Source organism: Streptomyces venezuelae, assembly GCF_008642335.1.
Lineage (GTDB): Bacteria > Actinomycetota > Actinomycetes > Streptomycetales > Streptomycetaceae > Streptomyces > Streptomyces venezuelae_F.
In genome coordinates, this window is sequence record NZ_CP029191.1 from 4,098,404 (window position 1) to 4,122,836 (window position 24,433).

Here is a 24,433-nt window from a genome sequence, read left to right on the forward strand (position 1 = left end):
GCGTCACGTGTCACGCGTCGCGCGTTACGCGTCCTTGCGGATCTCCACCACGCGGAAGCGGTTGGCCACGAACGCGCCGTCGCACAGCGCCGCGTTCGCCGCGGGGTTGCCGCCCGAACCGTGGAAGTCCGAGAACGCCGCCGTCTGGTTCACGTAGACACCGCCCGTGAGGTTCAGGGACAGCTGGGCGCACTCTTCGAGGCAGGTCTCCTCGACGGCGGCGGAGATCTCCTCCGACGTCGTGTACGCCCCGACGGTCATCGCTCCCTTGTCGCGCACCGTGCGGCGCAGCAGCTCCACCGCGTCCGTCGCCGAGTCGACGGCGACCGCGAAGGAGACCGGGCCGAAGCACTCGCTCAGGTAGGCGGCCTCGGCGTCCGGCTTGGCGCCGTCCAGCTTGACGATCACGGGGGTGCGGACGACGGCGTCAGGGAACTCCGGGTTGGTGATCTCCCGCGAGGGGAGGGCGACCTCGCCGAGGCCCGCGGCCGCTTCGAGGCGGGACTTCACGTCCGGGTTGACCAGGGCGCCCAGGATGCCGTTCGCCCGCGCGTCGTCGCCCAGCAGGCCGTTCACCGAGGCCGCGAGGTCGGCGACCACGTCGTCGTACGACTTCGCGCCCGCGTCGGTCCGGATGCCGTCGCGGGGGATCAGCAGGTTCTGCGGGGTGGTGCACATCTGGCCGCTGTACAGGGACAGGGAGAAGGCCAGGTTGGCCAGCATTCCCTTGTAGTTGTCCGTCGACTCGACGACGACAGTGTTGACGCCGGCCTTTTCCGTGTAGACCTGCGCCTGGCGGGCGTTGGCCTCGAGCCAGTCGCCGAAGGACGTCGATCCGGTGTAGTCGATCAGCTTGATCTCGGGGCGCACGGCGAGCGTCTTGGCGATGCCCTCGTCGGGCCGCTCGACGGCCAGGCAGACGAGGTTCGGGTCGAAGCCCGCGTCGGCGAGGACCTCGCGGGCGATCCGCACGGTGAGCGCCAGGGGCAGGACCGCGCGCGGGTGGGGCTTGACCAGGACGGGGTTGCCGGTGGCGAGCGAGGCGAACAGGCCGGGGTAGCCGTTCCACGTCGGGAAGGTGTTGCAGCCGATCATGAGCGAGATGCCGCGCGGGACGGGGGTGAACCGCTTGTTCAGCGCGATCGGGTCGCGCTTGCCCTGGGGCTTGGTCCACTCGGCGGCGTCGGGGGTGCGGGTCTGCTCCACGTACGCATAGGCGACCGCTTCGAGGCCCCGGTCCTGGGCGTGCGGGCCGCCTGCCTGGAAGGCCATCATGAAGGCCTGGCCGCTGGTGTGCATGACCGCGTGCGCGAACTCGTGCGTGCGGGCGCTGATGCGCGACAGGATCTCCAGACAGACCATCGCGCGCACTTCCGCGCCCGCGTCGCGCCAGGCGCGCATCCCGGCACGCATGGCGGGCAGCAGGGTGTCGATGTCCGGGTGGGGGTACGTGATCCCCAACTCCGGGCCGTACGGGGAGACTTCGCCGCCGACCCAGTCATCCGTGCCGGGCTGGTCGAGGTCGAAGCGGGTGCCCTGGAGGGCGTCGAAGGCGGCCTTTCCCTCGGGCAGGCTCAGGGAGCCGTTCTCCCCGTACGCCTTCGGGTGCTCGGGGTGCGGGGACCAGTACGCACGCGTGCGGATGGTCTCCAGCGCCTGGTCGAGGGTGGGCCGGTGCTTGGCGATCAGCTGGGGCGCGGTGAGTTCGGCGGCCATGACGGGACCAACTCCTCCTCGGGCAGCTCTTCGTCGAGCTGGCGAGCTGGGCAGGGACGGTGGGCAGGAACGCTCTGACAGGGCTAGAGTAACCGAACGATCGGTCGGGACAAGAGGGTCCGTCAAAGCTGTGGACAACTTCTTGACGGCCACCCCCGGACCCTGCGGCCGACGGGCCGTGCGGGAGGATCGCGAACATGACAGCACTCGAGCTCAGCAGCGCCGTTGCCGTGGTCGGCACCGGAACCATGGGGCAGGGCATCGCGCAGGTCGCCCTGGTCGCGGGCCACCCCGTGCGGCTGTACGACGCCGCGCCCGGCCGGGCCAAGGCGGCGGCCGACGCGATCGGTGCGCGACTGGACCGGCTCGTCGAGAAGGGCAGGCTCACCGCCGAGGACCGCGCCGCGGCCGGCGCCCGCCTCGCCCCCGCCGAGAGCCTCGCCGAGCTCGCCGACTGCGGTCTCGTCGTCGAGGCGATCCTCGAACAGCTCGACGTGAAGCAGCGGCTGTTCCTGGACCTCGAAGAGGTCGTCCCCGAGGACTGTCTGCTCGCCACGAACACGTCGTCCCTCTCCGTGACCGCCATCGCGGGCGCCCTGCGCGCACCGGGCCGCTTCGTCGGCCTGCACTTCTTCAACCCGGCGCCCCTGCTGCCCCTCGTCGAGGTCGTCAGCGGCTTCGCGACGGAGGAGACCGCGGCCACGCGCGCGTATGAGACGGCCAAGGCCTGGGGGAAGACCCCGGTGCGCTGCGCGGACACCCCCGGCTTCATCGTCAACCGCGTCGCCCGGCCCTTCTACGCCGAGGCGCTGCGCCTGTACGAGGAGCGGGTCGCCGACCCCGCCACGATCGACGCCGTCCTGCGCGAGTGCGGCGGATTCAAGATGGGCCCCTTCGAGCTCACCGACCTCATCGGCCAGGACGTCAACGAAGCCGTCACGCGCTCCGTGTGGGAGTCCTTCTTCCAGGACCCCAAGTTCACGCCGTCGCTTGCGCAGCGCCGTCTCGTGGAGTCGCGCCGCCTCGGACGGAAGTCGGGGCAGGGCTGGTACGCGTACGGGGACGACGCCCCGCGCGCGGAGCCGCACACGGCGGAGCCCGCGCAGGCGCCGGAGTCCGTCACCGTGCACGGCGACCTCTTCCCGGCGGACGCGCTGACCGCCCTCATGGAGGAGGCCGGCATCCGGGTCGGGCGCGGCGAGGGCACCCTCGAGTACCCCGGCTTCATCGGGCTCCCCGGCGGGGCGCGGCTCGCCCTGGCCGACGGCACGGCCGCCGACGCCGCAGCCGAGCCCACGATCCACTTCGACCTGGCGCTGGACTACCGCGCCGCCACCAGGATCGCCCTCGCCCCTTCGAGCAGGGTCGACGAACAGTCCCTGAAGGAGGCGATCGGCCTCTTCCAGGCGCTTGGCAAGAAGGTCAGTGTCATTGGGCACACGCCGGGCATGATCGTCGCCCGCACGGTGTGGATGCTCGTCGACTTCGCCCTGGACGCCGTCGGGCGCGACGTCGCGGACGCCGAGGACATCGACACCGCCATGCGGCTCGGCGTCAACTACCCGCTCGGGCCCATCGCCTGGGGCCGCCGCCTCACCACGTACCGGGTGGCAGAGGCGCTCGATGCCCTGCACGACGAGTACCCCACCGGGCGTTACACGCCCTCCCAGGCACTGCGGCGCCAAGCCGTGCGAGAGGAGTACTCATGACCACCGCCCGGCGCGACACGTACACCCCGGAGACGCTGCTGAGCGTGGCCGTCCGGGTCTTCAACGAGCGCGGCTACGACGGCACGTCCATGGAGCACCTCTCCAAGGCCGCCGGCATCTCCAAGTCGTCGATCTACCACCACGTGGCGGGCAAGGAGGAGCTGCTGCGCCGTGCCGTGAGCCGGGCGCTCGACGGGCTCTTCGGGATCCTCGCCGAGGAGCACGCGCGCGTGGGCAGTGCGGTGCGGCGTCTGGAGTACGTCACGCGCCGCACCGTCGAGGTGCTGGTCGCCGAACTGCCCTACGTGACGCTGCTGCTGCGGGTGCGCGGCAACACGGACACCGAGCGCTGGGCCATGGAACGGCGCAGGGAGTTCGACCAGCAGGTGGCGGCGCTGCTCAAGGAGGCCGTCGCCGGCGGCGACCTGCGCTCCGACATCGAACTGCGGCTCGCCACCCGGCTGCTCTTCGGAATGATCAACTCCATCGTGGAGTGGTACCGGCCGGAGAGCCGGGGCGCCGCCAACGGCGAGCAGATCGCCGACGCGGTCGTGCAGCTGGCCTTCGCGGGCCTGCGCACGGACCGCTGAGCCCGGGACCCCGGGGCGGGGCAGGCTCTCAGCTCTCCGGCTCCATGTCGTCCTCCTCGAAGACCAGCAACGTACGCGTGCTGAGGACTTCGGGGATGGACTGCAGCCGGGTGAGCACCAGCTCGCGCAGGGCCCGGTTGTCCGGTGTGTGCACCAGAAGCAGTACGTCGAAGTCACCGCTGACCAGCGCGATGTGGGACGCACCTGGCAGTGCGCGCAGATGCTCGCGCACCGTGCGCCAGGTGTTCTGGACGATCTTGAGCGTGATGTACGCGGACGCGCCCTGCCCGGCGCGTTCGTGATTGATGCGCGCCCCGAAGCCCCGGATGACGCCGTCGTCGATGAGGCGGTTGATGCGCGCGTACGCGTTGGCCCGTGACACATGGACCCGTTCGGCCACGGAACGTATCGAGGCGCGACCGTCCGTGTGCAGGATCTGCAGGATGTCGCGGTCTATGGCGTCCAGGGGGCGCGGATCCGGGATCTGTGGCTCCGGGCGGTCGCCGTCCGGCCCGTCGGCCATTCGTTCAGATGCCATGTCCCCCCGCCTCCCTACCATGGACGTACTGCATCCATCCCAGGCTGTGCAGAACCGTTTGTCCACAGCCTGGAGGTGCCTGTAGCCAAAATGTGCCGACGACCGAACAATCGGTAGGTGAGGCGCATCACGTCGGCGCGCCTCTTTTGCCGCTCCTCACGAGGAGACCGCTTCCCCCAGGAGGTGCCGTCATGACGGTCATGGAGCAGCGGGGCGCCTACCGGCCCACCCCGCCCCCCGCTTGGCAGCCCAGGACCGACCCCGCGCCGCTGCTGCCGGACGAGGAGCCCTACCGCGTTCTGGGCACCGACGCCGCCGACAAGGTCGACCCGGAGCTGCTGCGCCGGCTCTACGCGGAGCTCGTGCGCGGCCGTCGGTACAACACGCAGGCGACGGCGCTGACCAAGCAGGGCAGGCTGGCGGTCTATCCCTCGAGCACCGGGCAGGAGGCGTGCGAGATCGCCGCCGCCCTCGCCCTGGAGGAGCGGGACTGGCTCTTTCCCAGTTACCGGGACACGCTCGCCGTGGTCGCCCGCGGCCTCGACCCCGCGAGCGCGCTGACCCTGCTGCGCGGCGACTGGCACACCGGGTACGACCCGCGCGAGCACCGTATAGCGCCCCTGAGTACCCCTCTTGCGACCCAGCTCCCGCACGCCGTGGGCCTCGCGCACGCGGCCCGGCTCAAGGGCGACGACGTCGTGGCGCTCGCCATGGTCGGCGACGGCGGCACCAGCGAGGGCGACTTCCACGAGGCGCTGAACTTCGCCGCGGTGTGGCAGGCCCCCGTCGTCTTCCTCGTGCAGAACAACGGCTTCGCGATCTCCGTGCCGCTCGCCAAGCAGACCGCGGCCCCGTCCCTGGCCCACAAGGCCGTGGGGTACGGCATGCCGGGGCGCCTGGTCGACGGCAACGACGCGGCGGCGATGCACGAGGTGCTGAGCGAGGCGGTGGCCCGCGCGCGTGAGGGCGGCGGCCCGACGCTCGTCGAGGCGGTCACGTACCGCATGGAGGCGCACACGAACGCCGACGACGCCACGCGCTACCGGCAGGACACCGACGTCGAAGCCTGGCGCGACCACGACCCGATCCTGCTCATGGAGCGGGAGCTGACGGAGCGCGGACTCCTGGACGACGACATGAAGCGGCAGGCAGGCGAAGACGCCGAGGCCATGGCCGCCGACCTGCGCCAGCACATGAACCAGGAGCCCGTGCTCGACCCCATGGACCTTTTCACGCACGTGTACGCCGAGCAGACCTCCCAGCTCAGGGAGCAGGCGGCGCAGTTGCGTGCCGAACTCGAAGTGGCCGCGGAAGAGGCTGAGGAGGAGACCCGATGAGCACGGTCGCGGCCAAGCCGGTCACCAAACCGGCGACGAAACCGGCCACCATGGCGCAGGCGCTGGGGCGCGCGCTGCGGGACTCGATGGCCGAGGACCCGTCCGTCCACGTCCTCGGAGAGGACGTCGGAGCGCTCGGCGGTGTCTTCAGGGTCACCGACGGGCTGGCCGCCGAGTTCGGCGAGGACCGCTGCACCGACACGCCCCTCGCCGAGGCGGGCATCCTCGGCACGGCGGTCGGCATGGCGATGTACGGGCTGCGGCCGGTCGTCGAGATGCAGTTCGACGCGTTCGCGTACCCCGCCTTCGAGCAGCTGATCTCGCACGTGGCGCGGATGCGGAACCGCACGCGCGGGACGCTGCCGCTGCCCATCACCGTGCGCGTGCCCTACGGCGGCGGCATCGGCGGCGTCGAGCACCACAGCGATTCCTCCGAGGCGTACTACATCGCGACGCCCGGCCTGCACGTCGTCACCCCCGCCACGGTGTCCGACGCCTACGGGCTGCTGCGCGCCTCCATCGCCTCCGACGACCCCGTCGTCTTCCTGGAGCCGAAGCGGCTCTACTGGTCGAAGGCGGACTGGAACCCGGACGCGCCGCAGACCGTTGAACCGATAGGCCGTGCGGTGGTCCGGCGCTCCGGACGCAGCGCCACGCTCATCACGTACGGGCCGTCCGTGCCCGTCTGCCTGGAGGCGGCCGAGGCGGCCCGCGCCGAGGGCTGGGACCTCGAAGTGGTCGACCTGCGCTCCCTGGTGCCGTTCGACGACGAGACGGTCGCCGCGTCCGTGCGGCGGACCGGGCGGGCCGTCGTCGTCCACGAGTCCGGCGGCTTCGGTGGCCCCGGCGGCGAGATCGCCGCGCGCGTCACCGAGCGGTGCTTCCACCACCTGGAGGCGCCGGTGCTGCGGGTCGCGGGCTTCGACATCCCGTATCCGCCGCCGATGCTGGAGAAGCACCATCTTCCGGGCGTGGACCGGATCCTGGACGCGGTCGCGCGGCTGCAGTGGGAGGCGGACAGCTGATGGCGCAGGTCCTTGAATTCAAGCTGCCCGACCTCGGGGAAGGGCTGACGGAGGCGGAAGTCGTCCGCTGGCTCGTCGAGGTTGGTGACGTCGTGACCGTGGACCAGCCGGTCGTCGAGGTCGAGACGGCCAAGGCGATGGTCGAGGTGCCGTGTCCCTACGGAGGCGTGGTCACGGCCCGCTTCGGCGAGGAGGGCGCGGAACTGCCGGTGGGCGCACCGCTGTTGACGGTCGCGGTGGGAGAAGGCTCTGACGGGGCGGGTTCTGGCGGGGCGGGTTCTGGCGCGGTGGGTTCCGGCGGGGCGGTCTCGGCCGGAGCGGTTTCCGGCGGGGCGCCTGAGGAGCCTGCCGAGCGGGCGCTGCAGACGGCCGCGGAGCGTGCTGCCGCGGAGCAGGACGCCGAGGAGTCCTCCGGGAACGTGCTCGTCGGGTACGGGACGGCTGCGGCGCCTGCGCGGCGGCGTCGGGTGCGGACTGTGCGGGTCTCCGCCCCGCCGGCCTCCCCGCCTGCCGCACCGGCACCCGCTGCTCCACCGGCACCCGCTGCTCCGGCGGCGGCCGCACCCGCTCCGGCGGCGGCCGCTCCCGCCGCGCACGCCGCCGCACCCGCCTCCGCCTCCGACGGGCCGGTTCCCGTGATCTCCCCGCTCGTGCGCAAGCTGGCGCGGGAGAACGACGTGGACCTGCGCAGTCTGGTGGGGTCCGGGCCGGACGGGCTGATTCTGCGGGCCGACGTCGACGCCGCCGTGGAAGCACGCACGCGGGCGGTCAAGGCAGCCGTCCGGGACGACGACGAGCTGATCCGCGCCGGGCGTCACGAAGCCCGGCAGAGCGTGGAGGCCGGAGAGGAGCCGCGCAAGGCCGGCCTCTACTCCCGCCACCCACTGACCGGACTCCGTGGACTCGTCGCCGACAAGATGTCCCGCAGTCGCCGCGAGATACCGGAGGCGACCTGCTGGGTCGACGCCGACGCGACCGAGCTGCTGGCGGCCCGCAGGTCCATGAACGACGCGATGACGGACCGCGACGGCCACAAGGTGTCGCTGCTCGCGCTCCTCGCGCGGATCAGCGTGGCCGCCCTGGCCCGCTTCCCGGCGCTCAACTCCACCGTGGACATGGAGGAGCGTGAGGTACGGCAGTTCGCCGACATCCACCTCGGCTTCGCCGCGCAGACCCCGCGCGGCCTGGTCGTCCCCGTGGTCCGGCACTCCCAGTCGCGGTCGACGGACTCGATCAACGCGGAGCTGATACGGCTCACGGAGTCCGCGCGCGCGGGAACGCTCACGCCGGGGGAGCTCACCGGAGGCACCTTCACGCTCAACAACTACGGGGTGTTCGGGGTCGACGGCTCCACGCCGATCATCAACCACCCCGAGGCGGCCATGCTGGGCGTCGGCCGGATCGTGCCCAAGCCGTGGGTGCACCAGGGCGAGTTGGCCGTGCGGCACGTCGTGCAGTTGTCGCTCACCTTCGACCACCGGGTGTGCGACGGCGGTACGGCGGGCGGCTTCCTGCGGTACGTGGCCGACTGTGTCGAGCAGCCGGCGGTGCTGCTGCGGTCGGTGTGAGGCGTAGCGGCGCGGAAGGGGCCTCCAGCGGCGCGTGACGTAAGGCCCCTGCCCGTAGGGCCCTTCGCAGGGGTGTCAATGATCCTTCGTATGCCCATACTCGGGGTGTGACCACGAAAGAGGGCGACCCGTACGACGCCGTCGTGCTCGCCGGGGGCGGCGCCGCCCGCCTCGGCGGCGCGGACAAGCCGGGGGTGCGGGTCGGCGGCCGCGCGCTGATCGACCGGGTGCTCGCGGCTTGTTCCGGTGCCGGTACGACCGTCGTGGTGGCCGCGCCTCGGCCGACCGCGCGTCCCGTCGTCTGGGCGCGCGAGGAGCCCGCGGGCGGCGGCCCCCTGGCCGCGCTCGACGCGGGGCTCGCGCGCACGTCGGCGGAACGGGTGGTCGTGCTCTCCGCCGATCTGCCGTTCCTGGGCGAGCCGACCGTACGCCGTCTCCTCGACGCGTTGGCCGGGAGCGGGGCGGACGGTGCGGTCCTCACCGACCCCGACGGCCGCGACCAGCCGCTCGTCGCGGCCTATCGGCGTGACGCACTCCTGCGGGAGATCGCCGTGCTCGGCGAACGGGACGGCCACGGCCACGGCCACAGCCACAAGGGCGGTGGGCTCGCCGGGTTGCCGTTGCGGCGGCTCACCGGGCGGCTCGCCCTCACCCGGGTCGCCGACCCCCTCGCCGCTTTCGACTGCGACACCTGGGACGACATCGCGTCCGCCCGGGCGCGGATCAGGGAGCATGGCAACGTGTTGGATGAATGGATTTCCGCAGTCAAGGACGAGCTGGGCATCGAGCTCGACGTCGACACCGGCGCCCTCCTGGACCTCGCTCGCGACGCCGCGCACGGCGTGGCCAGGCCCGCGGCACCGCTGACCACGTTCCTCGTCGGGTACGCGGCCGCGCAGGCCGCGGCGCGCGGCGGAGCGGGCGGCGGTGCCGAGGCGGTGGCCGAGGCGACCCGCAAGGCCGCGGCTCTCGCGGCCCGCTGGGCGGACGAGGACCAGCAGGACGCCAAGCCCGGCACCCCTCAGCCCGGCACCCCTCAGCCAGGCGCCGCGACCCCCACCCCCGCGAAACCCGGCTCCGCCCCCCAGACGCCTCCGAGCGCCGGATGACCGGGCAGCCCGCGTCGGACGCCGAGCTCGACGAGGCGCTCGCCCTGGTGAACGGGCACCGTGACGCCCACAGCAGCCACAGCACCCACAGCACTCACAGCACCCCCGGCGACCCCGCGCACCGGTCACCATCGGCCCCACCCCCGACGTCGGCCCCCGCCCCACCCTCCCCACCGTCGTCCGCGCCACCCTCCACCCCCGCCGCCCGCTCCGGCAGCCACGAGGCCCCCGCCCCGGACGAGCACCGCGACACCACCCCCTGGCCCGCCGCCCGCGCCCGCGCCGAGCGCGCCGTACCAGGGCCCGGCACCGAGCCCGTCGACGTACCGCTGCACCGGGCCCTCGGCATGATCCTCGCCGCGCCCCTCACCGCCCTCACGGACCTGCCGTCCTTCGACACCTCGGCGATGGACGGCTGGGTCGTCGGCGGGCCCGGCCCCTGGGCCGTACGGGCCGACGGAATCCTGGCCGGGCATGGTCGGCCGGACGCCCTCTCCGACGGTGAGGCGGTCCGGATCGCGACGGGCGCCCGCATTCCGCAGGACGCCACGGCCGTGCTGCGCAGCGAGCACGGCAGGATCGACGACAAGGGCAGACTGCACGCCCTGCGCGACGTGATCACCGGCCAGGACATCCGGCCGCGCGGCCAGGAGTGCCGGTCAGGCGAGCACCTCCTGCCCGCCGGCGCCCTGGTGACCCCCGCCGTACTCGGGCTCGCCGCGGCGGCCGGGTACGACGCCCTGCCGGTGTTCCGCAGGCCTCGCGCCGAAGTCCTCGTCCTGGGCGACGAGTTGCTGACGGACGGCCTGCCGCGCGAAGGGCTCATCCGGGACGCGCTCGGCCCGATGCTGCCGCCCTGGCTGCACGCGCTGGGCGCCGAAGTGACCGCCGTCAGGCGGCTCGGTGACGACGCCGAAGCCCTCCACGACGCGATCACCTCGTCCACCGCCGACCTGATCGTCACGACGGGCGGAACCGCATCGGGCCCGGTCGACCACGTCCACCCCATCCTGCGTCGGCTCGGCGCCGAATTGCTCGTGGACGGCGTCGCGGTGCGCCCGGGACACCCCATGTTGCTGGCCCGCGTCGGGGCGGGGCGGCACCTCGTCGGCCTGCCCGGCAACCCGCTCGCCGCCGTGTCCGGTCTGCTCACGCTGGCCGAACCCCTGCTGCGCACGCTCTCCGGCCGCGCGGCGGGCTGCGGCGGGCCCTCCACGTACACCGCTCCCCTGCGCGACGGCGTCCAGGGGCATCCGCACGACACCCGCCTCGTCCCGGTCGCCCTGCGCGGTGAGCGTGCCGTGCCGCTGCACTTCAACGGCCCGGCGATGCTGCGCGGGATCGCGGCGGCCGACGGCCTGGCCGTCGTGCCGCCCGGCGGAGCAAGGGCGGGCAGGGAGGTCGAGGTACTTGACCTGCCCTGGGCCGTTCCCGAGGTGGGCACCGGAACGGGCGCGGGCGCGCCTTTGTACGGTGGTCCGATTGACGGGGGCCAAGCCGATGACAGCGCAGGTTCCGGAGCCGGTATCGGCACCGGATCCGGGGCCGGGCCCGAGGCGGGGGCTGGGCCCGGGGATGGGGCAGTCGTAGACGGCGAGGAGCGTTTCACGTGAAACTTCCCGGGCATGACGCCATGGCGCGTCACCCCGAAGAGCAGCACACGACACACCGCATCAAGCTGCCCCAGCGCACGGTCGAGCGTCCGTTGCGCCAGGTCACCCGGCGTCTCGCGATGGCGCTGTTCGTGCTGGCCCTGACGACGGTCCTCGTCTACATCGACCGCGACGGCTACCACGACAACTCGGACAACCGTCTCGACTTCCTCGATTCCGCCTACTACGCGACGGTCACGCTCTCCACCACGGGATACGGCGACATCGTCCCGTACAGCGACAGCGCGCGGCTCACCAACATTCTTCTGGTCACGCCGTTGCGCGTGCTCTTCCTGATCATCCTGGTCGGCACCACTCTCGAAGTGCTCACGGAACGGACGCGCGAGGAATGGCGTCTGTCCCGCTGGAGGTCCAACTTGCGTGAACACACTGTTGTCGTCGGCTTCGGTACGAAGGGTCGTTCCGCGATCCAGACGGTCTGTGCGACCGGTCTGAAGCCGGAGCAGATCGTGGTCGTCGACCCCAGCGCGAAGGTGATCGACGCGGCCACGGCGGAGGGGTTCGCGGGCGTCATCGGCGACGCCACGCGCAGCGATGTGCTGCTCCGCGCCGAGGTGCAGCGGGCCCGCCAGATCATCATCGCGACACAGCGCGACGACACGGCGGTGCTGGTCGCGCTCACCGCCCGGCAGCTGAACCGCGGCGCGAAGATCGTGGCGGCGGTGCGGGAAGAGGAGAACGCGCCGCTGCTCCGTCAGTCCGGCGCGGACGCCGTGATCACCAGCGCCAGTGCGGCGGGCCGGCTGCTCGGTCTCTCCGTGCTCAGCCCCAGCGCGGGCATGGTCATGGAGGACCTCATCCAGCAGGGCAGCGGCCTCGACCTCGTCGAACGTCCGGTCATAAAGGCCGAGGTGGGGCTGAGCGTGCGGGAGACGGACGACCTGGTGGTGAGTGTCGTACGAGGGCATCGCGTGCTCGGATACGACGACCCGGCCGTCGGGAAGCTGGAGCTCACGGACCGCCTGATCACGATCGTACGAGCGTCGCCCGGCACGTCGGTCGCCCCGGACATCAAGCCTCTGCGTCCGAACTGAGCCGGGAGTAGCCTCGCCAGCATGTATGCGATCACGATCCCCGAACCCGGTGGCCCTGAAGCGCTCGTCTGGGCCGAGGTCCCCGATCCCGTGCCAGGCGAGGGCGAGGTGCTCGTCGAGGTCGTGGCGAGCGCCGTCAACCGCGCCGATCTGCTGCAGCGGCAGGGCTTCTACAACCCGCCGCCCGGCGCCTCCCCGTACCCCGGCCTGGAGTGCTCGGGACGCATCAGCGCACTCGGCCCCGGCGTCTCCGGCTGGTCGGTCGGCGACGAGGTGTGCGCGCTGCTCTCCGGCGGCGGCTACGCGGAGCAGGTCGTCGTCCCGGCAGGCCAGCTGCTGCCCGTGCCGGACGGCGTCGACCTCGTCACGGCGGCCGCGCTGCCCGAGGTCACCTCGACCGTGTGGTCCAACGTCTTCATGATCGCCCACCTCAGGCCCGGCGAGACGCTGCTCGCGCACGGCGGTTCGAGCGGCATCGGAACCATGGCGATCCAGCTCGCCAAGGCCGTCGGCGCGAAGGTCGCCGTCACGGCGGGCAGCAAGGAGAAGCTGGCGTTCTGCGGCGAGCTGGGGGCCGACGTCCTCATCAACTACCGCGAGCAGGACTTCGTCGAGGAGATCGAGCGCGCCACGGACGGGGCGGGTGCGGACGTCATCCTCGACAACATGGGCGCGAAGTACCTCGACCGGAACGTGCGCGCCCTCGCCGTGAACGGCCGCCTGGCGATCATCGGCATGCAGGGCGGCGCCAAGGGCGAGCTGAACATCGGCGCGCTGCTCACCAAGCGGGCCGCCGTCACCGCCACGTCGCTCCGCGCCCGCCCGGCCGCCGAGAAGGCGTCGATCATCGCGGCCGTACGGGAGCACGTCTGGCCGCTCATCGGTGGGGGCCACGTGCGGCCCATCGTGGACCAGACCGTGCCGATGCGGGACGCGGCGGCGGCACACCGCGTCCTGGAGGAGAGCAGCCACATCGGCAAGGTGCTGCTCACCCGGTAGCGGGTCACAGGCGGCGGGTGGGGCACTGCCCCGCCCGCTCACCCCACCCGAGATGCCGGACATGCCCCCTCATGTGACGCTGATCCCGTGAAGGCATCCTGGGCGAGCCGCCGCACGGCCCCCGCGATCACCCTGGTCGGCGCGGCGTACCTCGCGGCCCTGACGGCGTACGCCCCCGCCCCCACCGCGCACGCCGCCGAATCCGCGCCCGACACCACCGTCACCACGGTCGAGGAGACCGCGCGCGCCGGCAGCCCCGCCGGTGAGGGGCGTGAGCGTCCGGGCGGCGCGCAGCCGCCCATCCTGGATCCGACCCCCGTCCCCCACACCCCGCCCCCGGTCGCCCCGCCCCCGAGGCAGCCGAGGCCGACCCCGGCCGCCCACCGGGACACCGCGGCCGACCCCACCGAACGTGCCCCGGTCGGCCCCGTGCTGCCCAACCTCCGCGTCCTCCCCCTGGGCGGCGGACTCGTCCTCATCGGACTCGGACTCGGCTTCCTGGGGCTCCGGCTGCGCCGCGGATGAGCCGCGGCTGAGAGCCGGCCAGAGGTCGCCTCACAGGGTGGATCAGCCGCGTATGGGGGCACCACCGATGTGTGACGTACGGGTGCGAGAGAATGGCGGCATGGAGATGCCGAGGAACGAACGGTCGCCGGAGAGCCCCCAGGTCCTGGTCGTGGGCCAGGACGGAATGGCACTCGGTGGCGGCGGAGACGACGAATCCCGCGAGGTCCCGGTGACGGAGATGGTCGAACAGCCGGCCAAGGTGATGCGCATCGGCAGCATGATCAAGCAGCTGCTCGAAGAAGTGCGGGCGGCTCCTCTCGACGAGGCGAGCCGGGTCCGTCTCAAGGAGATCCACGCGAGCTCGGTCAAGGAGCTCGAGGACGGCCTCGCCCCCGAGCTGGTCGAGGAGCTGGAGCGGCTTTCGCTGCCCTTCACCGAGGAGGCGACGCCGAGCGACGCGGAGCTGCGGATCGCGCAGGCCCAGCTGGTCGGCTGGCTTGAGGGCCTCTTCCACGGGATCCAGACGACGCTGTTCGCCCAGCAGATGGCGGCGCGGGCCCAGCTGGAGTCCATGCGGCGGGCGCTGCCGCCGGGCGTGGGCGGCGGCGAGGACGAGGACGAGAGCGGCGGCATCGCGGGCCGCACGGGCGGCCCTTACCTGTAGACCCTGACCTTGATCCTGAACTGGGACAGCGCAGAGGGGCTCGGTACGCACACCGCGTACCGAGCCCCTCCGCGTGAGACCTGCGAAACCGGGACTAGGCCGGATTGCCGGTGGACACGTCGAACTGGATCTCCAGGTTCTTCGGGTCGACCTCCGTGCCTTCCTTCGGGGTCTGCCGCATGACCGTGTCCTCGCCGTACGCGTTCTCATTGACCTTGCGCTTGTCGAAGCCCCAGCCGGCCGACTGCAGGCAGGAGAGGACCGACCTCCAGTCCTTGAACGTGAAGTCCGGGACCTTGATCTTCTCTTCGTCGTTGTAGCCGACCTCGGGCTCCGTGCACTTCTCGGTCTCGATCACCTGGGTCCGGTCGGGACCCTTGTGACCGGCGACCGGCTGCTTCGTCTTGTCGCCGCCGGCTTCCTTGCCCTCGTCGCCGCCGTTGAGCGTCAGCGCGGTGATCAGGCCGCCGATGGCGAGGAGCGCGACGACGATCGAACCGACGACCACCGGCATGTTCCGCTTGCCGCCCTTGCCGCCGCCCGAGCCCCCGGAACCGGACGGCGAGGTCGCCGTGGCGGGCTGCGGCGAGAGGTTGTACGGCGGCGGGGTGTGCGCCCCCTGCTGCTGCGGTGCGTACGCGTTGACGGGCGGCGGGGTCTGGTAGCCGCTCTGCTGCGGGTAGCCGTAGCCCGGGGTGGGCGCGGGGGCCGGGGTCGCGGGGCCGTACGAACCCGGCTGGTACGGCGTCTGGACGGCGCCGCTCTGCGGCATCGACGTGTCGACCGGCGGGAAGACCGCCGAGCCGACGCCCGCGCCGCTCGCGGTCGGCGCGCCGGGCACGATGCTCGGGGCCGCCGCCTGGAAGGACTGGGCGACGCGCAGGCACTCGTCGCGCATGGCCTCGGCGGTCGGGAAACGCTCGTTCGGGTTCTTCTTCAGCGCGCGGGCGACGATCGCGTCCACGGCCGGCGGCAAGGAACGGTTGATCGAGGAGGGCGCGACGGGCTCCTCCTGGACGTGCGCGTACGCGATGGCGAGCGGCGAGTCCGCCTCGAAGGGCAGCCGCCCGGTGACCAGCTGGAAGAGCATGATGCCGACCGAGTAGAGGTCGGAGCGGGCGTCGACGCCGCGGCCCAGGGCCTGCTCGGGCGAGAGGTACTGCGGGGTGCCGACGACCATGCCGGTCTGCGTCATGGAGGTGACGCCGGACTGCATCGCGCGGGCGATGCCGAAGTCCATGACCTTGACGACGTTGCGCTTGGTCATCATGACGTTGCCGGGCTTGATGTCGCGGTGGACCAGGCCCATCTCGTGGCTGATCTCCAGCGCCGCGAGGACGTCCGCGGTGATCTTCAGCGCCTGGTCGCTCGGCATCGCGCCGAACTGGGCGACGGACGCGTCGAGCACGGAGCCGAGCGGCTTGCCCTCGACGTACTCCATGACGATGTACGGCATCGTCGTGCCGTCCAGGTCGTCTTCACCGGTGTCGAAGACCGAGACGATGTTCGTGTGCGTGAGCTTCGCCACCGACTGGGCCTCGCGGCGGAAGCGCTCGCGGAAGGACTGTTCGCGACCGAGTTCGGTGTGAAGTGTCTTGATTGCGACCTGGCGGTCGAGGACGGTGTCGTACGCGAGATGCACCGAGGCCATGCCGCCCTCGCCGAGCAGATCGCGCAGTTGGTAGCGGCCACCGGCCAGCGAACGCCCCGCGTACCGCCCCTGTGCGCCGTCCTGGCTGCTCATCTCGTGCGTCCCCCATCGGCGCGGCTGCCGGACGGCTCCGCGGCTCCTGATCGATTACCGCTATTCCAGGCCAAGTCTGCCCGAGGACGATGACGCGTCAAGCTCGGTGCCCGTTCCGTGACCGTACGCGCAAGAAGCGTCTCGGAAGCGTTACAAGTTTGCGCATGGGGCCCCGGGGCGGCTTTGATGTCCGGTCCACCTCGGACCGGCGGGGGGCGCGAAGGCTGTAGCGTGGCCGACTGAGTACCCGGTATCTCCACGTACTCGGCACCAAGTACCACGACCAGAAACGACGGCGAGGACTGATGGCACAGACGCAGCGCGCTCAGGGCCCGTCCGACCCCGAGGCGACTGGCGGCGGTATGTCAGACGCGCCTGAATTGTGGGGGAACGGCGGGCTCGTCGGCGACGGCCGGTACCGGCTGACCCACAGACTCGGCCGGGGCGGCATGGCCGAGGTCTTCGCGGCCGAAGACGTACGTCTCGGGCGTACGGTCGCGGTCAAGCTGCTCCGTTCCGACCTCGCAGAGGACCCCGTCTCCAAGGCGCGTTTCACGCGCGAGGCGCAGTCCGTCGCCGGTCTCAACCACCACGCTGTGGTCGCCGTGTACGACTCCGGTGAAGACGTCGTCGGGCCGAACGTCGTCCCGTACATCGTCATGGAGATCGTCGAGGGCCGGACGATCCGCGATCTGCTGCTCAACGCGGAGGCGCCAGGTCCGGAGCAGGCGCTCATCATCGTCTCGGGCGTCCTCGAAGCCCTGGCCTATTCGCACCAGCACGGCATCGTGCACCGCGACATCAAGCCCGCGAACGTGATCATCACCCACACCGGCGCGGTGAAGGTGATGGACTTCGGCATCGCGCGCGCCCTGCACGGCGCGCAGTCGACGATGACGCAGACCGGCATGGTCATGGGCACGCCCCAGTACCTCTCGCCGGAGCAGGCGCTCGGCAAGGCCGTCGACCACCGCTCCGACCTGTACGCGACGGGCTGTCTCCTCTACGAGCTGCTCGCCCTGCGGCCCCCGTTCACCGGTGAGACGCCGCTCTCCGTCGTCTATCAGCACGTCCAGGACCAGGCCGTGCCGCCGTCCGAGGTCTCGGACGCGGCGCCGCCGGAGCTGGACGGGCTCGTCATGCGCTCCCTCGCCAAGGATCCGGACGACCGGTTCCAGACCGCCGAGGAGATGCGAGGCCTGGTCCAGTACGGGCTGCAGATGCTGGCCGAGCAGGGCAGCCACACGGGGACCTGGAACACCGGCCCCGTCGCGATGCACGAGGGCGGCAACACCCCCGCCATGGGCGTCGGGGGCACCACGGCTATGGCGCACCCGGACTCCGGTACCGCGCAGATCCCGAGCCCGATGCTGCGGCCGCCGGGTGACGACGGCGGCTTCGACGGCGGGCACCACGGCGGCAAGGGCGGCCGAGGCAGGCTGTGGATCGTCGCCGTGCTCGCGATCATCGCCATCGCGGTGGGTGTGGCGTTCGCGCTGAGCGCGAGCGACAAGAAGGAGAAGAAGGACCCGCCGAAGACTCCCGCGACGAAGCAGTCCCAGTCGAAGGAGCCGAGCAAGAGCGCGGACGACGAGACGCAGGACGAGACGTCGGACCCGGACACGGGCACGGGCGGCGAGACGGACTACACCGAGCCGACGAACCGGCCGACGAATCCGACGTACCCGACGACGCGTCCGACGACGCCCACCGGGAACCCGACGACGCCGACCGGTGATCCGTCCACGCCCACCGGTGATCCGTCCCCGCCCACCAAGGACCCGACCGAGCCGACGAACGACCCGACCGACCCGGGTGGCGACGACGAGGGCGCGGGCAACGGCGGCGCCGACGGCGAAGGGGCCTGAGCCGGGCCCGGCGGGTTACAAAATGTGCTGCAGCTGGCGGTCGTGACCGGTGTGCAGCGTGTGGACCGTGGTGAACTGCGGCTCTATCCGCAGGTAGACCGGGTCGAAGAGCTCGCCGTCCACGTAGTGCGGGGTGGGCCCGAAGAGTTCGAGCTCCGCGTTGGTCGGCTCGACCCGGTCGCAGACGCCGACGAGCTGGACGGTCCACTGGACGTCCTTCGCGCTCGCCACGTTGAGGTTGTCCGCGCCGTACGCGACGACGCTGCCGACGCAGGCCTGGTGGTAGCCGTATCCCTTGTGCATGCGGAGCAGGATCTTCCCGTCCACGACGATGTGCCGCGCCGCGGCGAGGAAGGGCAGTGCGCGCATGCTGGTCGCCACCCGGCCGTAGTCGGTGCGGCGGAGCAGTTCGAAGGCGAGCCGGTCGTCGGTGGGCATGCACCCACCTTGGTTCATCGACGGGGCGTCGGAAAAGGGGATCCCGCCCCCATCAACGGAGGACGTAAGTCCCTGAACCGAAGGATCGTCCCGCCCGTCGCGCTCCGGGGCGCGTCAGTGCTGCTTCTCCGCCTGCATGCGCGCCACGTACGCCGCGGCCTGGGAGCGCCGCTCCATGCCCAGTTTGGACAGCAGGCTGGAGACGTAGTTCTTGATCGTCTTCTCGGCGAGGTGCAGCCGCTCACCGATCACGCGGTTGGTCAGGCCCTCGCCGATCAGGTCGAGGATCTTCCGCTCCTGCTCGGTGAGGTTGGCGAGGCGGTCGTCGCCCTTGGCGTTGTTGCCGTCGCGCAGGCGCTCCAGGACCCGGGCCGTCGCGACGGGGTCGAGCAGGGACTTGCCCGCAGCCACGTCGCGCACGGCGGTGAGGAGCTCATTGCCGCGGATGGCCTTGAGGACATAGCCCGAGGCACCGGCCATGATCGCGTCGAAAAGGGCCTCGTCGTCGGCGAACGAGGTGAGCATCAGGCATTTGATGTCCTCGTTCTGCGAACGGATCTCGCGGCACACCTCGACACCGCTGCCGTCCGGCAGGCGTACGTCGAGAACCGCCACGTCGGGGCGGGTCGCGGGGATCCTGACCAGGGCGTCCGCCGCGGTGCCGGCCTCGCCGACCACCTCGATGTCGGCCTCGACGGACAGCAGCTCATGGACTCCACGCCGGACCACTTCATGGTCGTCGAGGAGAAAAACCGTAATTTTTCCATCTTCGCGCACGGGGCCAGTCTCACACACGATCTCTTTGTCTGCCCGTGCGGAACCCTTCGGAACCCTTCCCGTCCCCGGGGTGGCCGGGATAACGTGCCGGTGTTCCGGCCCCCTGCCAGGCTGTGATCAGTGCTGTGACCAGGAAGTGTTCCCGGTTTTCTCGACATACTCGGAAATCCGAGTATGTCGACTGACTGACCGTTTACTTGGAAATCCAAGCAAATTCGCAGGTCAGATGGGGTTTCACAGAAATGGGAAGCACTGGGTAACGTGCTTTGTGCAGGGCGCTCGCCGGGGCACCTGTCACGCCTGTTCCCGGCTGAGTCGCACCCACCCCGTGCGCGGGCACGGACCAGGCGAGCCGTACTGGTTTTCCCGGTAACCCCCGGGGGCCGGACCGACGGAGGAGCACACGTGACCGTGGAGAGCACCGCCGCGCGCAAACCGCGCCGCAGCAGTACCGGCGGCGGCAAGCGCGCAAGCGCCAGGAAGCCCGCGCCGCAGAAAAGCACCGAGCCCGAGCTCATTCAGCTGCTGACGCCCGAGGGCAAGCGGGTCGAGGACGCGAAGAACGCGGTGTACGACGCGTACGTCGCGGACATCACCGCGGAGGAGCTGCGCGGCCTCTACCGCGACATGGTCCTCACCCGCCGCTTCGACGCCGAGGCCACCGCTCTGCAGCGCCAGGGCGAGCTGGGCCTGTGGGCCTCGCTGCTCGGCCAGGAGGCCGCCCAGATCGGTTCGGGCCGCGCCACCCGCGACGACGACTACGTCTTCCCCACCTACCGCGAGCACGGCGTCGCCTGGTGCCGCGGGGTGGACCCGACGAACCTGCTCGGCATGTTCCGCGGCGTGAACAACGGCGGCTGGGACCCGAACAGCAACAACTTCCACCTGTACACGATCGTCATCGGCTCGCAGACGCTGCACGCCACCGGCTACGCGATGGGCGTGGCCAAGGACGGCGCGGACTCGGCCGTGATCGCGTACTTCGGCGACGGCGCCTCCAGCCAGGGCGACGTGGCGGAATCGTTCACCTTCTCCGCGGTCTACAACGCGCCCGTCGTGTTCTTCTGCCAGAACAACCAGTGGGCCATCTCCGAGCCCACCGAGAAGCAGACCCGGGTGCCGCTCTACCAGCGCGCGCAGGGCTTCGGCTTCCCCGGCGTACGGGTCGACGGCAACGACGTCCTGGCCTGCCTCGCGGTCACCAAGTGGGCGCTGGAGCGCGCCCGCAACGGCGAGGGCCCGGCGCTGATCGAGGCGTTCACGTACCGCATGGGCGCGCACACCACCTCCGACGACCCGACCAAGTACCGCAACGACGACGAGCGGGTGGCCTGGGAGGCCAAGGACCCGATCCTGCGGCTGCGGGCGTACCTGGAGTCCGAAGGTCACGCGGATGAGGGATTTTTCGCGGAACTCGACGACGAGAGCGAAGCGTTGGGCAAGCGAGTGCGAGAGGTGGTGCGGGCGATGCCGGATCCGGATCTGATGGCGATCTTCGAGAACATCTACGCCGACGGGCATGCCCTCGTGGACGAGGAGCGCGCCCAGTTCGCCGCCTACCAGGCGTCGTTCGCGGACGCCCCCGCGGCCGGGGAGGTCAAGTAACCATGGCTGTCCAGAAACTTCCCATCGCCAAGGCGATCAACGAATCCCTGCGCACCGCGCTGGAGAACGACCCCAAGGTCCTCATCATGGGTGAGGACGTCGGCAAGCTCGGCGGCGTCTTCCGGGTGACCGACGGACTGCAGAAGGACTTCGGCGAGGAGCGGGTCATCGACACCCCGCTCGCCGAGTCCGGCATCGTCGGCACTGCCATCGGCCTCGCCCTGCGGGGGTACCGCCCCGTGGTGGAGATCCAGTTCGACGGCTTCGTCTTCCCCGCGTACGACCAGATCGTCACGCAGCTCGCGAAGATGCACGCCCGCGCGCTCGGCAAGATCAAGATGCCGGTCGTCATCCGCATTCCGTACGGCGGCGGCATCGGCGCGGTCGAGCACCACAGCGAGTCCCCCGAGACCCTCTTCGCGCACGTCGCGGGCCTCAAGGTCGTCTCGCCCTCGAACTCGGCGGATGCCTACTGGATGATGCAGCAGGCCATCCAGAGCGACGACCCGGTGATCTTCTTCGAGCCGAAGCGGCGCTACTGGGACAAGGGCGAGGTCGACAAGGAGGCCATCCCCGGCCCCCTGCACAAGGCCACCGTCGCCCGCGAGGGCACCGACCTCACGCTCGCCGCGTACGGCCCGATGGTGAAGGTCTGTCTGGAGGCGGCCGCAGCCGCCGAGGAAGAGGGCAAGTCCCTGGAGGTCGTCGACCTGCGCTCGATGTCGCCGGTCGACTTCGACTCCGTGCAGGCGTCCGTCGAGAAGACGCGGCGGCTCGTCGTCGTCCACGAGGCCCCGGTCTTCCTGGGCACGGGCGCGGAGATCGCGGCGCGCATCACCGAGCGGTGCTTCTACCACCTGGAGGCGCCCGTGCTGCGGGTCGGCGGCTATCACGCCCCGTACCCGCCGGCGCGCCTTGAGGAGGAGTACCTGCCGGGCCTCGACCGGGTGCTCGACGCCGTCGACCGCTCGCTGGCGTACTGAGGGAGAGGGTCGTGACGACGATGACAGACACCGCTCTTGCCGAGTTCAAGATGCCCGACGTGGGCGAAGGGCTCACCGAGGCCGAGATCCTCAAGTGGTACGTCCAGCCCGGTGACACGGTCACGGACGGCCAGGTCGTGTGCGAGGTCGAGACGGCCAAGGCCGCCGTCGAACTCCCCATTCCGTTCAACGGCGTCGTACGGGAGCTGCGGTTCCCCGAGGGCACCACGGTCGACGTCGGCCAGGTGATCATCGCGGTGGACGTCTCGGGCGGGGCGGGCGGAGGTGCCGCGGTCGCCGAGCAGGCGACGGTGCCCGAGCCGGCGCCGGCCGCGGCGGCCGCCGAGCCCGAGACCGCCGCTCCGGAGGGCCGCAAGCCCGTGCTCGTCGGGTACGGGGTCGCCGAGTCCTCCACCAAGCGACGGGCCCGTAAGCCCGCCGCGGCCGAGGCGGCGGTTCCTGCCGCAGAGCCGGCACCCGCACCGGCACCCGTACCGGCACCGCAGTCCCCGTCCCTGAACGGGCACAACGGCGCCCGGCCGCTCGCCAAGCCGCCGGTCCGCAAGCTCGCCAAGGACCTCGGCGTGGACCTCGCGACGGTCACGCCGTCCGGTCCCGACGGGATCATCACCCGCGAGGACGTGCACGCGGCCGTGGCCCCGGCCGCGCAGCCGCAGCCGCAGCCGCAGCCGGTGGTGACCGAGGCCCCCGCGCCGCAGGCCGCCCCCGAGCCCGCTCCCGTGGTGAGCACGGACGCCCGCGAGACCCGCATCCCCGTCAAGGGCGTCCGCAAGGCCACCGCGCAGGCGATGGTCGGCTCGGCGTTCACGGCGCCGCACGTCACGGAGTTCGTGACGATCGACGTGACGCGGACGATGAAGCTGGTCGAGGAGCTCAAGCAGGACAAGGCCTTCGAGGGGCTGCGGGTCAACCCGCTGCTGCTCATCTCCAAGGCCCTGCTCGTGGCGATCAAGCGGAACCCGGACGTCAACGCGGCCTGGGACGAGGCGAACCAGGAGATCGTCCAGAAGCACTACGTGAACCTGGGCATCGCCGCGGCCACCCCGCGCGGTCTGATCGTGCCGAACATCAAGGACGCGCACGCCAAGACGCTGCCCGAACTGGCCGAGTCCCTCGGCGAGTTGGTCTCCACGGCGCGCGCGGGCAAGACCTCGCCCGGCGCCATGCAGGGCGGCACGGTCACGATCACGAACGTCGGCGTCTTCGGCGTCGACACGGGCACGCCGATCCTGAACCCCGGCGAGTCCGCGATCCTCGCGGTCGGCGCGATCAAGCTCCAGCCGTGGGTCCACAAGGGCAAGGTGAAGCCCCGTCAGGTGACGACGCTCGCGCTGTCCTTCGACCACCGCCTGGTGGACGGGGAGCTCGGCTCGAAGGTGCTCGCCGATGTGGCGGCCATCCTGGAGCAGCCGAAGCGGCTCATGACCTGGGCGTAAGCACGTATATGAAGAGGGCCCCGCCGCGTCACCGCGGCGGGGCCCTCGTCGTGCTGCCGGACGGCGTTACGCGACCTTGAAGCCGTAGTCCATGAGCTTCTTGGCGTCCTTGGTGCGGTTGGCCAGCGACGAGGAGGTCAGGACCGTGCCGATGACCGTCTTGCCGTTGCGGGTCGCCGCGAAGACGAGGCAGTACTTCGCCTCGGGGCCGGAGCCCGTCTTCACGCCGATGGCGCCGCGGTAGGAGCCGAGGAGGTTGTTCGTGTTCGTCCACGACATGTTGCGGTAGCCACCGGACTTCGTGGTGACCTTCTGCTTCGTCGACTTCGTCTTCACGACCGTACGGAACGTGGAGTACTTCATCGCGTTGCTCGCGAGCTTCGTCAGGTCGCGCGGCGTCGAGTAGTTGGCGCCGTGCCCGATGCCGTCGAACGAGTCGAAGTGCGTGTTCCGCATGCCGAGCGTCTTGGCGGTCGAGTTCATCTGGCCGATGAAGTTCTTCACGCGCTTGGCGCGGGTCGAACCCTTGCCGAACTTGTCCGCCAGCGCGTAGGCGGCGTCGCAGCCGGACGGCAGCATCAGGCCGTACAGGAGCTGGCGGACGGTGACCTTGTCGCCGACGATCAGACGGGCCGACGAGGCGTAGTTGTTGCGGACGATGTAGTCGCTGTACGCCTTGTCGACCTTGACCTTGGTGTTCAGGTTCAGGTTTCGCTGGCCGAGCACCACGCGCGCCGTCATGATCTTCGTCGTGGAGCCGGTGGAACGGCGGGTGTCGGCGGACTTCGTGAACAGGCTCTTCCCCGTGGCGTTGTTCATCACATAGCCGCCCTTGGCGACGATGGACGGCTTCGGGGGTGCGGCCGCGTGGGCCGGGCTGGTGAGGGCGCCGCCGGCGAGCATCGCGCTCGCGGTGACGAGGACGGCGGTCGCGCGACGTGCGCCCTTGATGCCGGTATTCAAGACAAATGCTCCAAATGCCCCTGGGCTGCGGCTGCATGAGGGTGCCGCTCACTCATTAGACGAACGAGAGGGGCGGATGGATGCGCTGATGCACCGGGGAAATTCGGGCGCGGGCGCGCGCCGGGGCGC

Annotated in this window: 21 protein-coding genes; 15 read left to right on the top strand and 6 right to left on the bottom strand. The window is 71.1% G+C overall.

What is annotated here, in order from left to right; all coding sequences use genetic code 11:
- Positions 1-24: 24 nt before the first annotated feature.
- Entirely contained in the window at positions 25-1,716 is a 1,692-nt protein-coding gene (gene paaN, locus DEJ49_RS18475; protein WP_150185134.1) for a phenylacetic acid degradation protein PaaN, read from the bottom strand.
- Between the two features lie 197 nt (positions 1,717-1,913).
- Between paaN and DEJ49_RS18480 the strand changes: the two genes are divergently transcribed.
- A complete protein-coding gene (locus DEJ49_RS18480; RefSeq protein WP_150185135.1) occupies positions 1,914-3,425 on the top strand; it encodes a 3-hydroxyacyl-CoA dehydrogenase in 1,512 nt (503 codons plus the stop codon).
- Positions 3,422-4,015: a TetR/AcrR family transcriptional regulator gene (locus DEJ49_RS18485; protein WP_150185136.1), complete on the top strand. Its 594-nt coding sequence runs from the start codon at positions 3,422-3,424 to the stop codon at positions 4,013-4,015. Before DEJ49_RS18480 ends, DEJ49_RS18485 begins: the two co-directional genes overlap by 4 nt.
- Positions 4,016-4,043: 28 nt before the next feature.
- On the opposite strand, the gene DEJ49_RS18490 is transcribed toward DEJ49_RS18485, so the two are convergent.
- Positions 4,044-4,538 carry an Lrp/AsnC family transcriptional regulator gene (locus tag DEJ49_RS18490; protein WP_150188320.1) on the bottom strand — a complete coding sequence of 165 codons (495 nt, stop codon included), beginning with the start codon at positions 4,536-4,538 and terminating at the stop codon, positions 4,044-4,046.
- A 206-nt stretch (positions 4,539-4,744) separates the two neighbouring features.
- On the opposite strand from DEJ49_RS18490, the gene pdhA (DEJ49_RS18495) reads away from it, so the two are divergent.
- From pdhA (DEJ49_RS18495) to DEJ49_RS18535, 9 genes are all read left to right on the top strand, one after another.
- Positions 4,745-5,890, top strand: a complete 1,146-nt coding sequence (gene pdhA, locus DEJ49_RS18495; protein ID WP_150185137.1) for a pyruvate dehydrogenase (acetyl-transferring) E1 component subunit alpha — start codon at positions 4,745-4,747, stop codon at positions 5,888-5,890.
- Complete coding sequence (locus DEJ49_RS18500; RefSeq protein WP_150185138.1) at positions 5,887-6,915, top strand: alpha-ketoacid dehydrogenase subunit beta; 1,029 nt, start codon at positions 5,887-5,889, stop codon at positions 6,913-6,915. The genes pdhA (DEJ49_RS18495) and DEJ49_RS18500 overlap by 4 nt, the downstream gene beginning before the upstream one ends.
- Positions 6,915-8,483, top strand: a complete 1,569-nt coding sequence (locus DEJ49_RS18505) for a dihydrolipoamide acetyltransferase family protein (protein ID WP_150185139.1) — start codon at positions 6,915-6,917, stop codon at positions 8,481-8,483. The genes DEJ49_RS18500 and DEJ49_RS18505 overlap by 1 nt, the downstream gene beginning before the upstream one ends.
- A 107-nt stretch (positions 8,484-8,590) precedes the next feature.
- Positions 8,591-9,592: an NTP transferase domain-containing protein gene (locus DEJ49_RS18510; protein ID WP_150185140.1), complete on the top strand. Its 1,002-nt coding sequence runs from the start codon at positions 8,591-8,593 to the stop codon at positions 9,590-9,592.
- Positions 9,589-11,205 carry a molybdopterin molybdotransferase MoeA gene (locus DEJ49_RS18515; protein ID WP_150185141.1) on the top strand — a complete coding sequence of 539 codons (1,617 nt, stop codon included), beginning with the start codon at positions 9,589-9,591 and terminating at the stop codon, positions 11,203-11,205. Before DEJ49_RS18510 ends, DEJ49_RS18515 begins: the two co-directional genes overlap by 4 nt.
- The gene (locus DEJ49_RS18520) at positions 11,202-12,299 is read left to right on the top strand and encodes a potassium channel family protein (protein ID WP_150185142.1); all 1,098 of its coding nucleotides are present in this window, start codon (positions 11,202-11,204) and stop codon (positions 12,297-12,299) included. Before DEJ49_RS18515 ends, DEJ49_RS18520 begins: the two co-directional genes overlap by 4 nt.
- A 21-nt stretch (positions 12,300-12,320) precedes the next feature.
- Positions 12,321-13,298, top strand: a complete 978-nt coding sequence (locus DEJ49_RS18525; RefSeq protein WP_150185143.1) for an NAD(P)H-quinone oxidoreductase — start codon at positions 12,321-12,323, stop codon at positions 13,296-13,298.
- 87 nt (positions 13,299-13,385) lie between these two features.
- Entirely contained in the window at positions 13,386-13,823 is a 438-nt protein-coding gene (locus DEJ49_RS18530) for a hypothetical protein (RefSeq protein ID WP_150185144.1), read from the top strand.
- A 100-nt stretch (positions 13,824-13,923) separates the two neighbouring features.
- Positions 13,924-14,469 carry a bacterial proteasome activator family protein gene (locus DEJ49_RS18535; RefSeq protein WP_150170031.1) on the top strand — a complete coding sequence of 182 codons (546 nt, stop codon included), beginning with the start codon at positions 13,924-13,926 and terminating at the stop codon, positions 14,467-14,469.
- Positions 14,470-14,563: 94 nt separating this feature from the next.
- Here DEJ49_RS18535 and DEJ49_RS18540 read toward each other — a convergent pair whose 3' ends face one another.
- Complete coding sequence (locus tag DEJ49_RS18540; protein WP_150185145.1) at positions 14,564-16,213, bottom strand: protein kinase domain-containing protein; 1,650 nt, start codon at positions 16,211-16,213, stop codon at positions 14,564-14,566.
- Positions 16,214-16,518: 305 nt separating this feature from the next.
- Between DEJ49_RS18540 and DEJ49_RS18545 the strand changes: the two genes are divergently transcribed.
- Positions 16,519-18,081 (top strand): protein kinase domain-containing protein, encoded by a 1,563-nt coding sequence (locus tag DEJ49_RS18545; RefSeq protein WP_150185146.1) that lies wholly within the window; start codon positions 16,519-16,521, stop codon positions 18,079-18,081.
- A 15-nt stretch (positions 18,082-18,096) separates the two neighbouring features.
- Here the strand turns inward: DEJ49_RS18545 and DEJ49_RS18550 are convergent, their stop codons facing one another.
- Both DEJ49_RS18550 and DEJ49_RS18555 read right to left on the bottom strand, forming a co-directional pair.
- Positions 18,097-18,519: a pyridoxamine 5'-phosphate oxidase family protein gene (locus DEJ49_RS18550; RefSeq protein WP_150185147.1), complete on the bottom strand. Its 423-nt coding sequence runs from the start codon at positions 18,517-18,519 to the stop codon at positions 18,097-18,099.
- A 114-nt stretch (positions 18,520-18,633) separates the two neighbouring features.
- The gene (locus DEJ49_RS18555) at positions 18,634-19,296 is read right to left on the bottom strand and encodes a response regulator (protein ID WP_150185148.1); all 663 of its coding nucleotides are present in this window, start codon (positions 19,294-19,296) and stop codon (positions 18,634-18,636) included.
- A 405-nt stretch (positions 19,297-19,701) separates the two neighbouring features.
- Here DEJ49_RS18555 and pdhA (DEJ49_RS18560) point away from each other — a divergent pair, with 405 nt between their 5' ends.
- From pdhA (DEJ49_RS18560) to DEJ49_RS18570, 3 genes are read left to right on the top strand one after another with little or no spacing between them, the layout of a single operon-like run.
- Complete coding sequence (gene pdhA / locus DEJ49_RS18560; RefSeq protein WP_150185149.1) at positions 19,702-20,901, top strand: pyruvate dehydrogenase (acetyl-transferring) E1 component subunit alpha; 1,200 nt, start codon at positions 19,702-19,704, stop codon at positions 20,899-20,901.
- A 2-nt stretch (positions 20,902-20,903) separates the two neighbouring features.
- On the top strand, positions 20,904-21,884 hold the full coding sequence (locus DEJ49_RS18565; protein WP_150185150.1) for an alpha-ketoacid dehydrogenase subunit beta: 981 nt from the start codon (positions 20,904-20,906) through the stop codon (positions 21,882-21,884).
- A gap of 11 nt (positions 21,885-21,895) precedes the next feature.
- The gene (locus DEJ49_RS18570) at positions 21,896-23,341 is read left to right on the top strand and encodes a dihydrolipoamide acetyltransferase family protein (protein ID WP_150185151.1); all 1,446 of its coding nucleotides are present in this window, start codon (positions 21,896-21,898) and stop codon (positions 23,339-23,341) included.
- Between the two features lie 66 nt (positions 23,342-23,407).
- Here the strand turns inward: DEJ49_RS18570 and DEJ49_RS18575 are convergent, their stop codons facing one another.
- Positions 23,408-24,304 (bottom strand): D-alanyl-D-alanine carboxypeptidase family protein, encoded by an 897-nt coding sequence (locus DEJ49_RS18575; protein ID WP_223832888.1) that lies wholly within the window; start codon positions 24,302-24,304, stop codon positions 23,408-23,410.
- Positions 24,305-24,433: the final 129 nt, after the last annotated feature.

Coding starts and splice junctions, on each gene's coding strand:
- paaN (WP_150185134.1), bottom strand. CDS start 1,716: ATGGCCGCCGAACTCACCGCGCCCCAGCTGATCGCCAAGCACCGGCCC.
- DEJ49_RS18500 (WP_150185138.1), top strand. CDS start 5,887: ATGAGCACGGTCGCGGCCAAGCCGGTCACCAAACCGGCGACGAAACCG.
- DEJ49_RS18490 (WP_150188320.1), bottom strand. CDS start 4,538: ATGGCCGACGGGCCGGACGGCGACCGCCCGGAGCCACAGATCCCGGAT.
- DEJ49_RS18480 (WP_150185135.1), top strand. CDS start 1,914: ATGACAGCACTCGAGCTCAGCAGCGCCGTTGCCGTGGTCGGCACCGGA.
- DEJ49_RS18540 (WP_150185145.1), bottom strand. CDS start 16,213: ATGAGCAGCCAGGACGGCGCACAGGGGCGGTACGCGGGGCGTTCGCTG.
- DEJ49_RS18565 (WP_150185150.1), top strand. CDS start 20,904: ATGGCTGTCCAGAAACTTCCCATCGCCAAGGCGATCAACGAATCCCTG.
- DEJ49_RS18545 (WP_150185146.1), top strand. CDS start 16,519: ATGGCACAGACGCAGCGCGCTCAGGGCCCGTCCGACCCCGAGGCGACT.
- DEJ49_RS18515 (WP_150185141.1), top strand. CDS start 9,589: ATGACCGGGCAGCCCGCGTCGGACGCCGAGCTCGACGAGGCGCTCGCC.
- DEJ49_RS18535 (WP_150170031.1), top strand. CDS start 13,924: ATGGAGATGCCGAGGAACGAACGGTCGCCGGAGAGCCCCCAGGTCCTG.
- DEJ49_RS18525 (WP_150185143.1), top strand. CDS start 12,321: ATGTATGCGATCACGATCCCCGAACCCGGTGGCCCTGAAGCGCTCGTC.
- pdhA (WP_150185137.1), top strand. CDS start 4,745: ATGACGGTCATGGAGCAGCGGGGCGCCTACCGGCCCACCCCGCCCCCC.
- DEJ49_RS18485 (WP_150185136.1), top strand. CDS start 3,422: ATGACCACCGCCCGGCGCGACACGTACACCCCGGAGACGCTGCTGAGC.
- DEJ49_RS18550 (WP_150185147.1), bottom strand. CDS start 18,519: ATGCCCACCGACGACCGGCTCGCCTTCGAACTGCTCCGCCGCACCGAC.
- DEJ49_RS18505 (WP_150185139.1), top strand. CDS start 6,915: ATGGCGCAGGTCCTTGAATTCAAGCTGCCCGACCTCGGGGAAGGGCTG.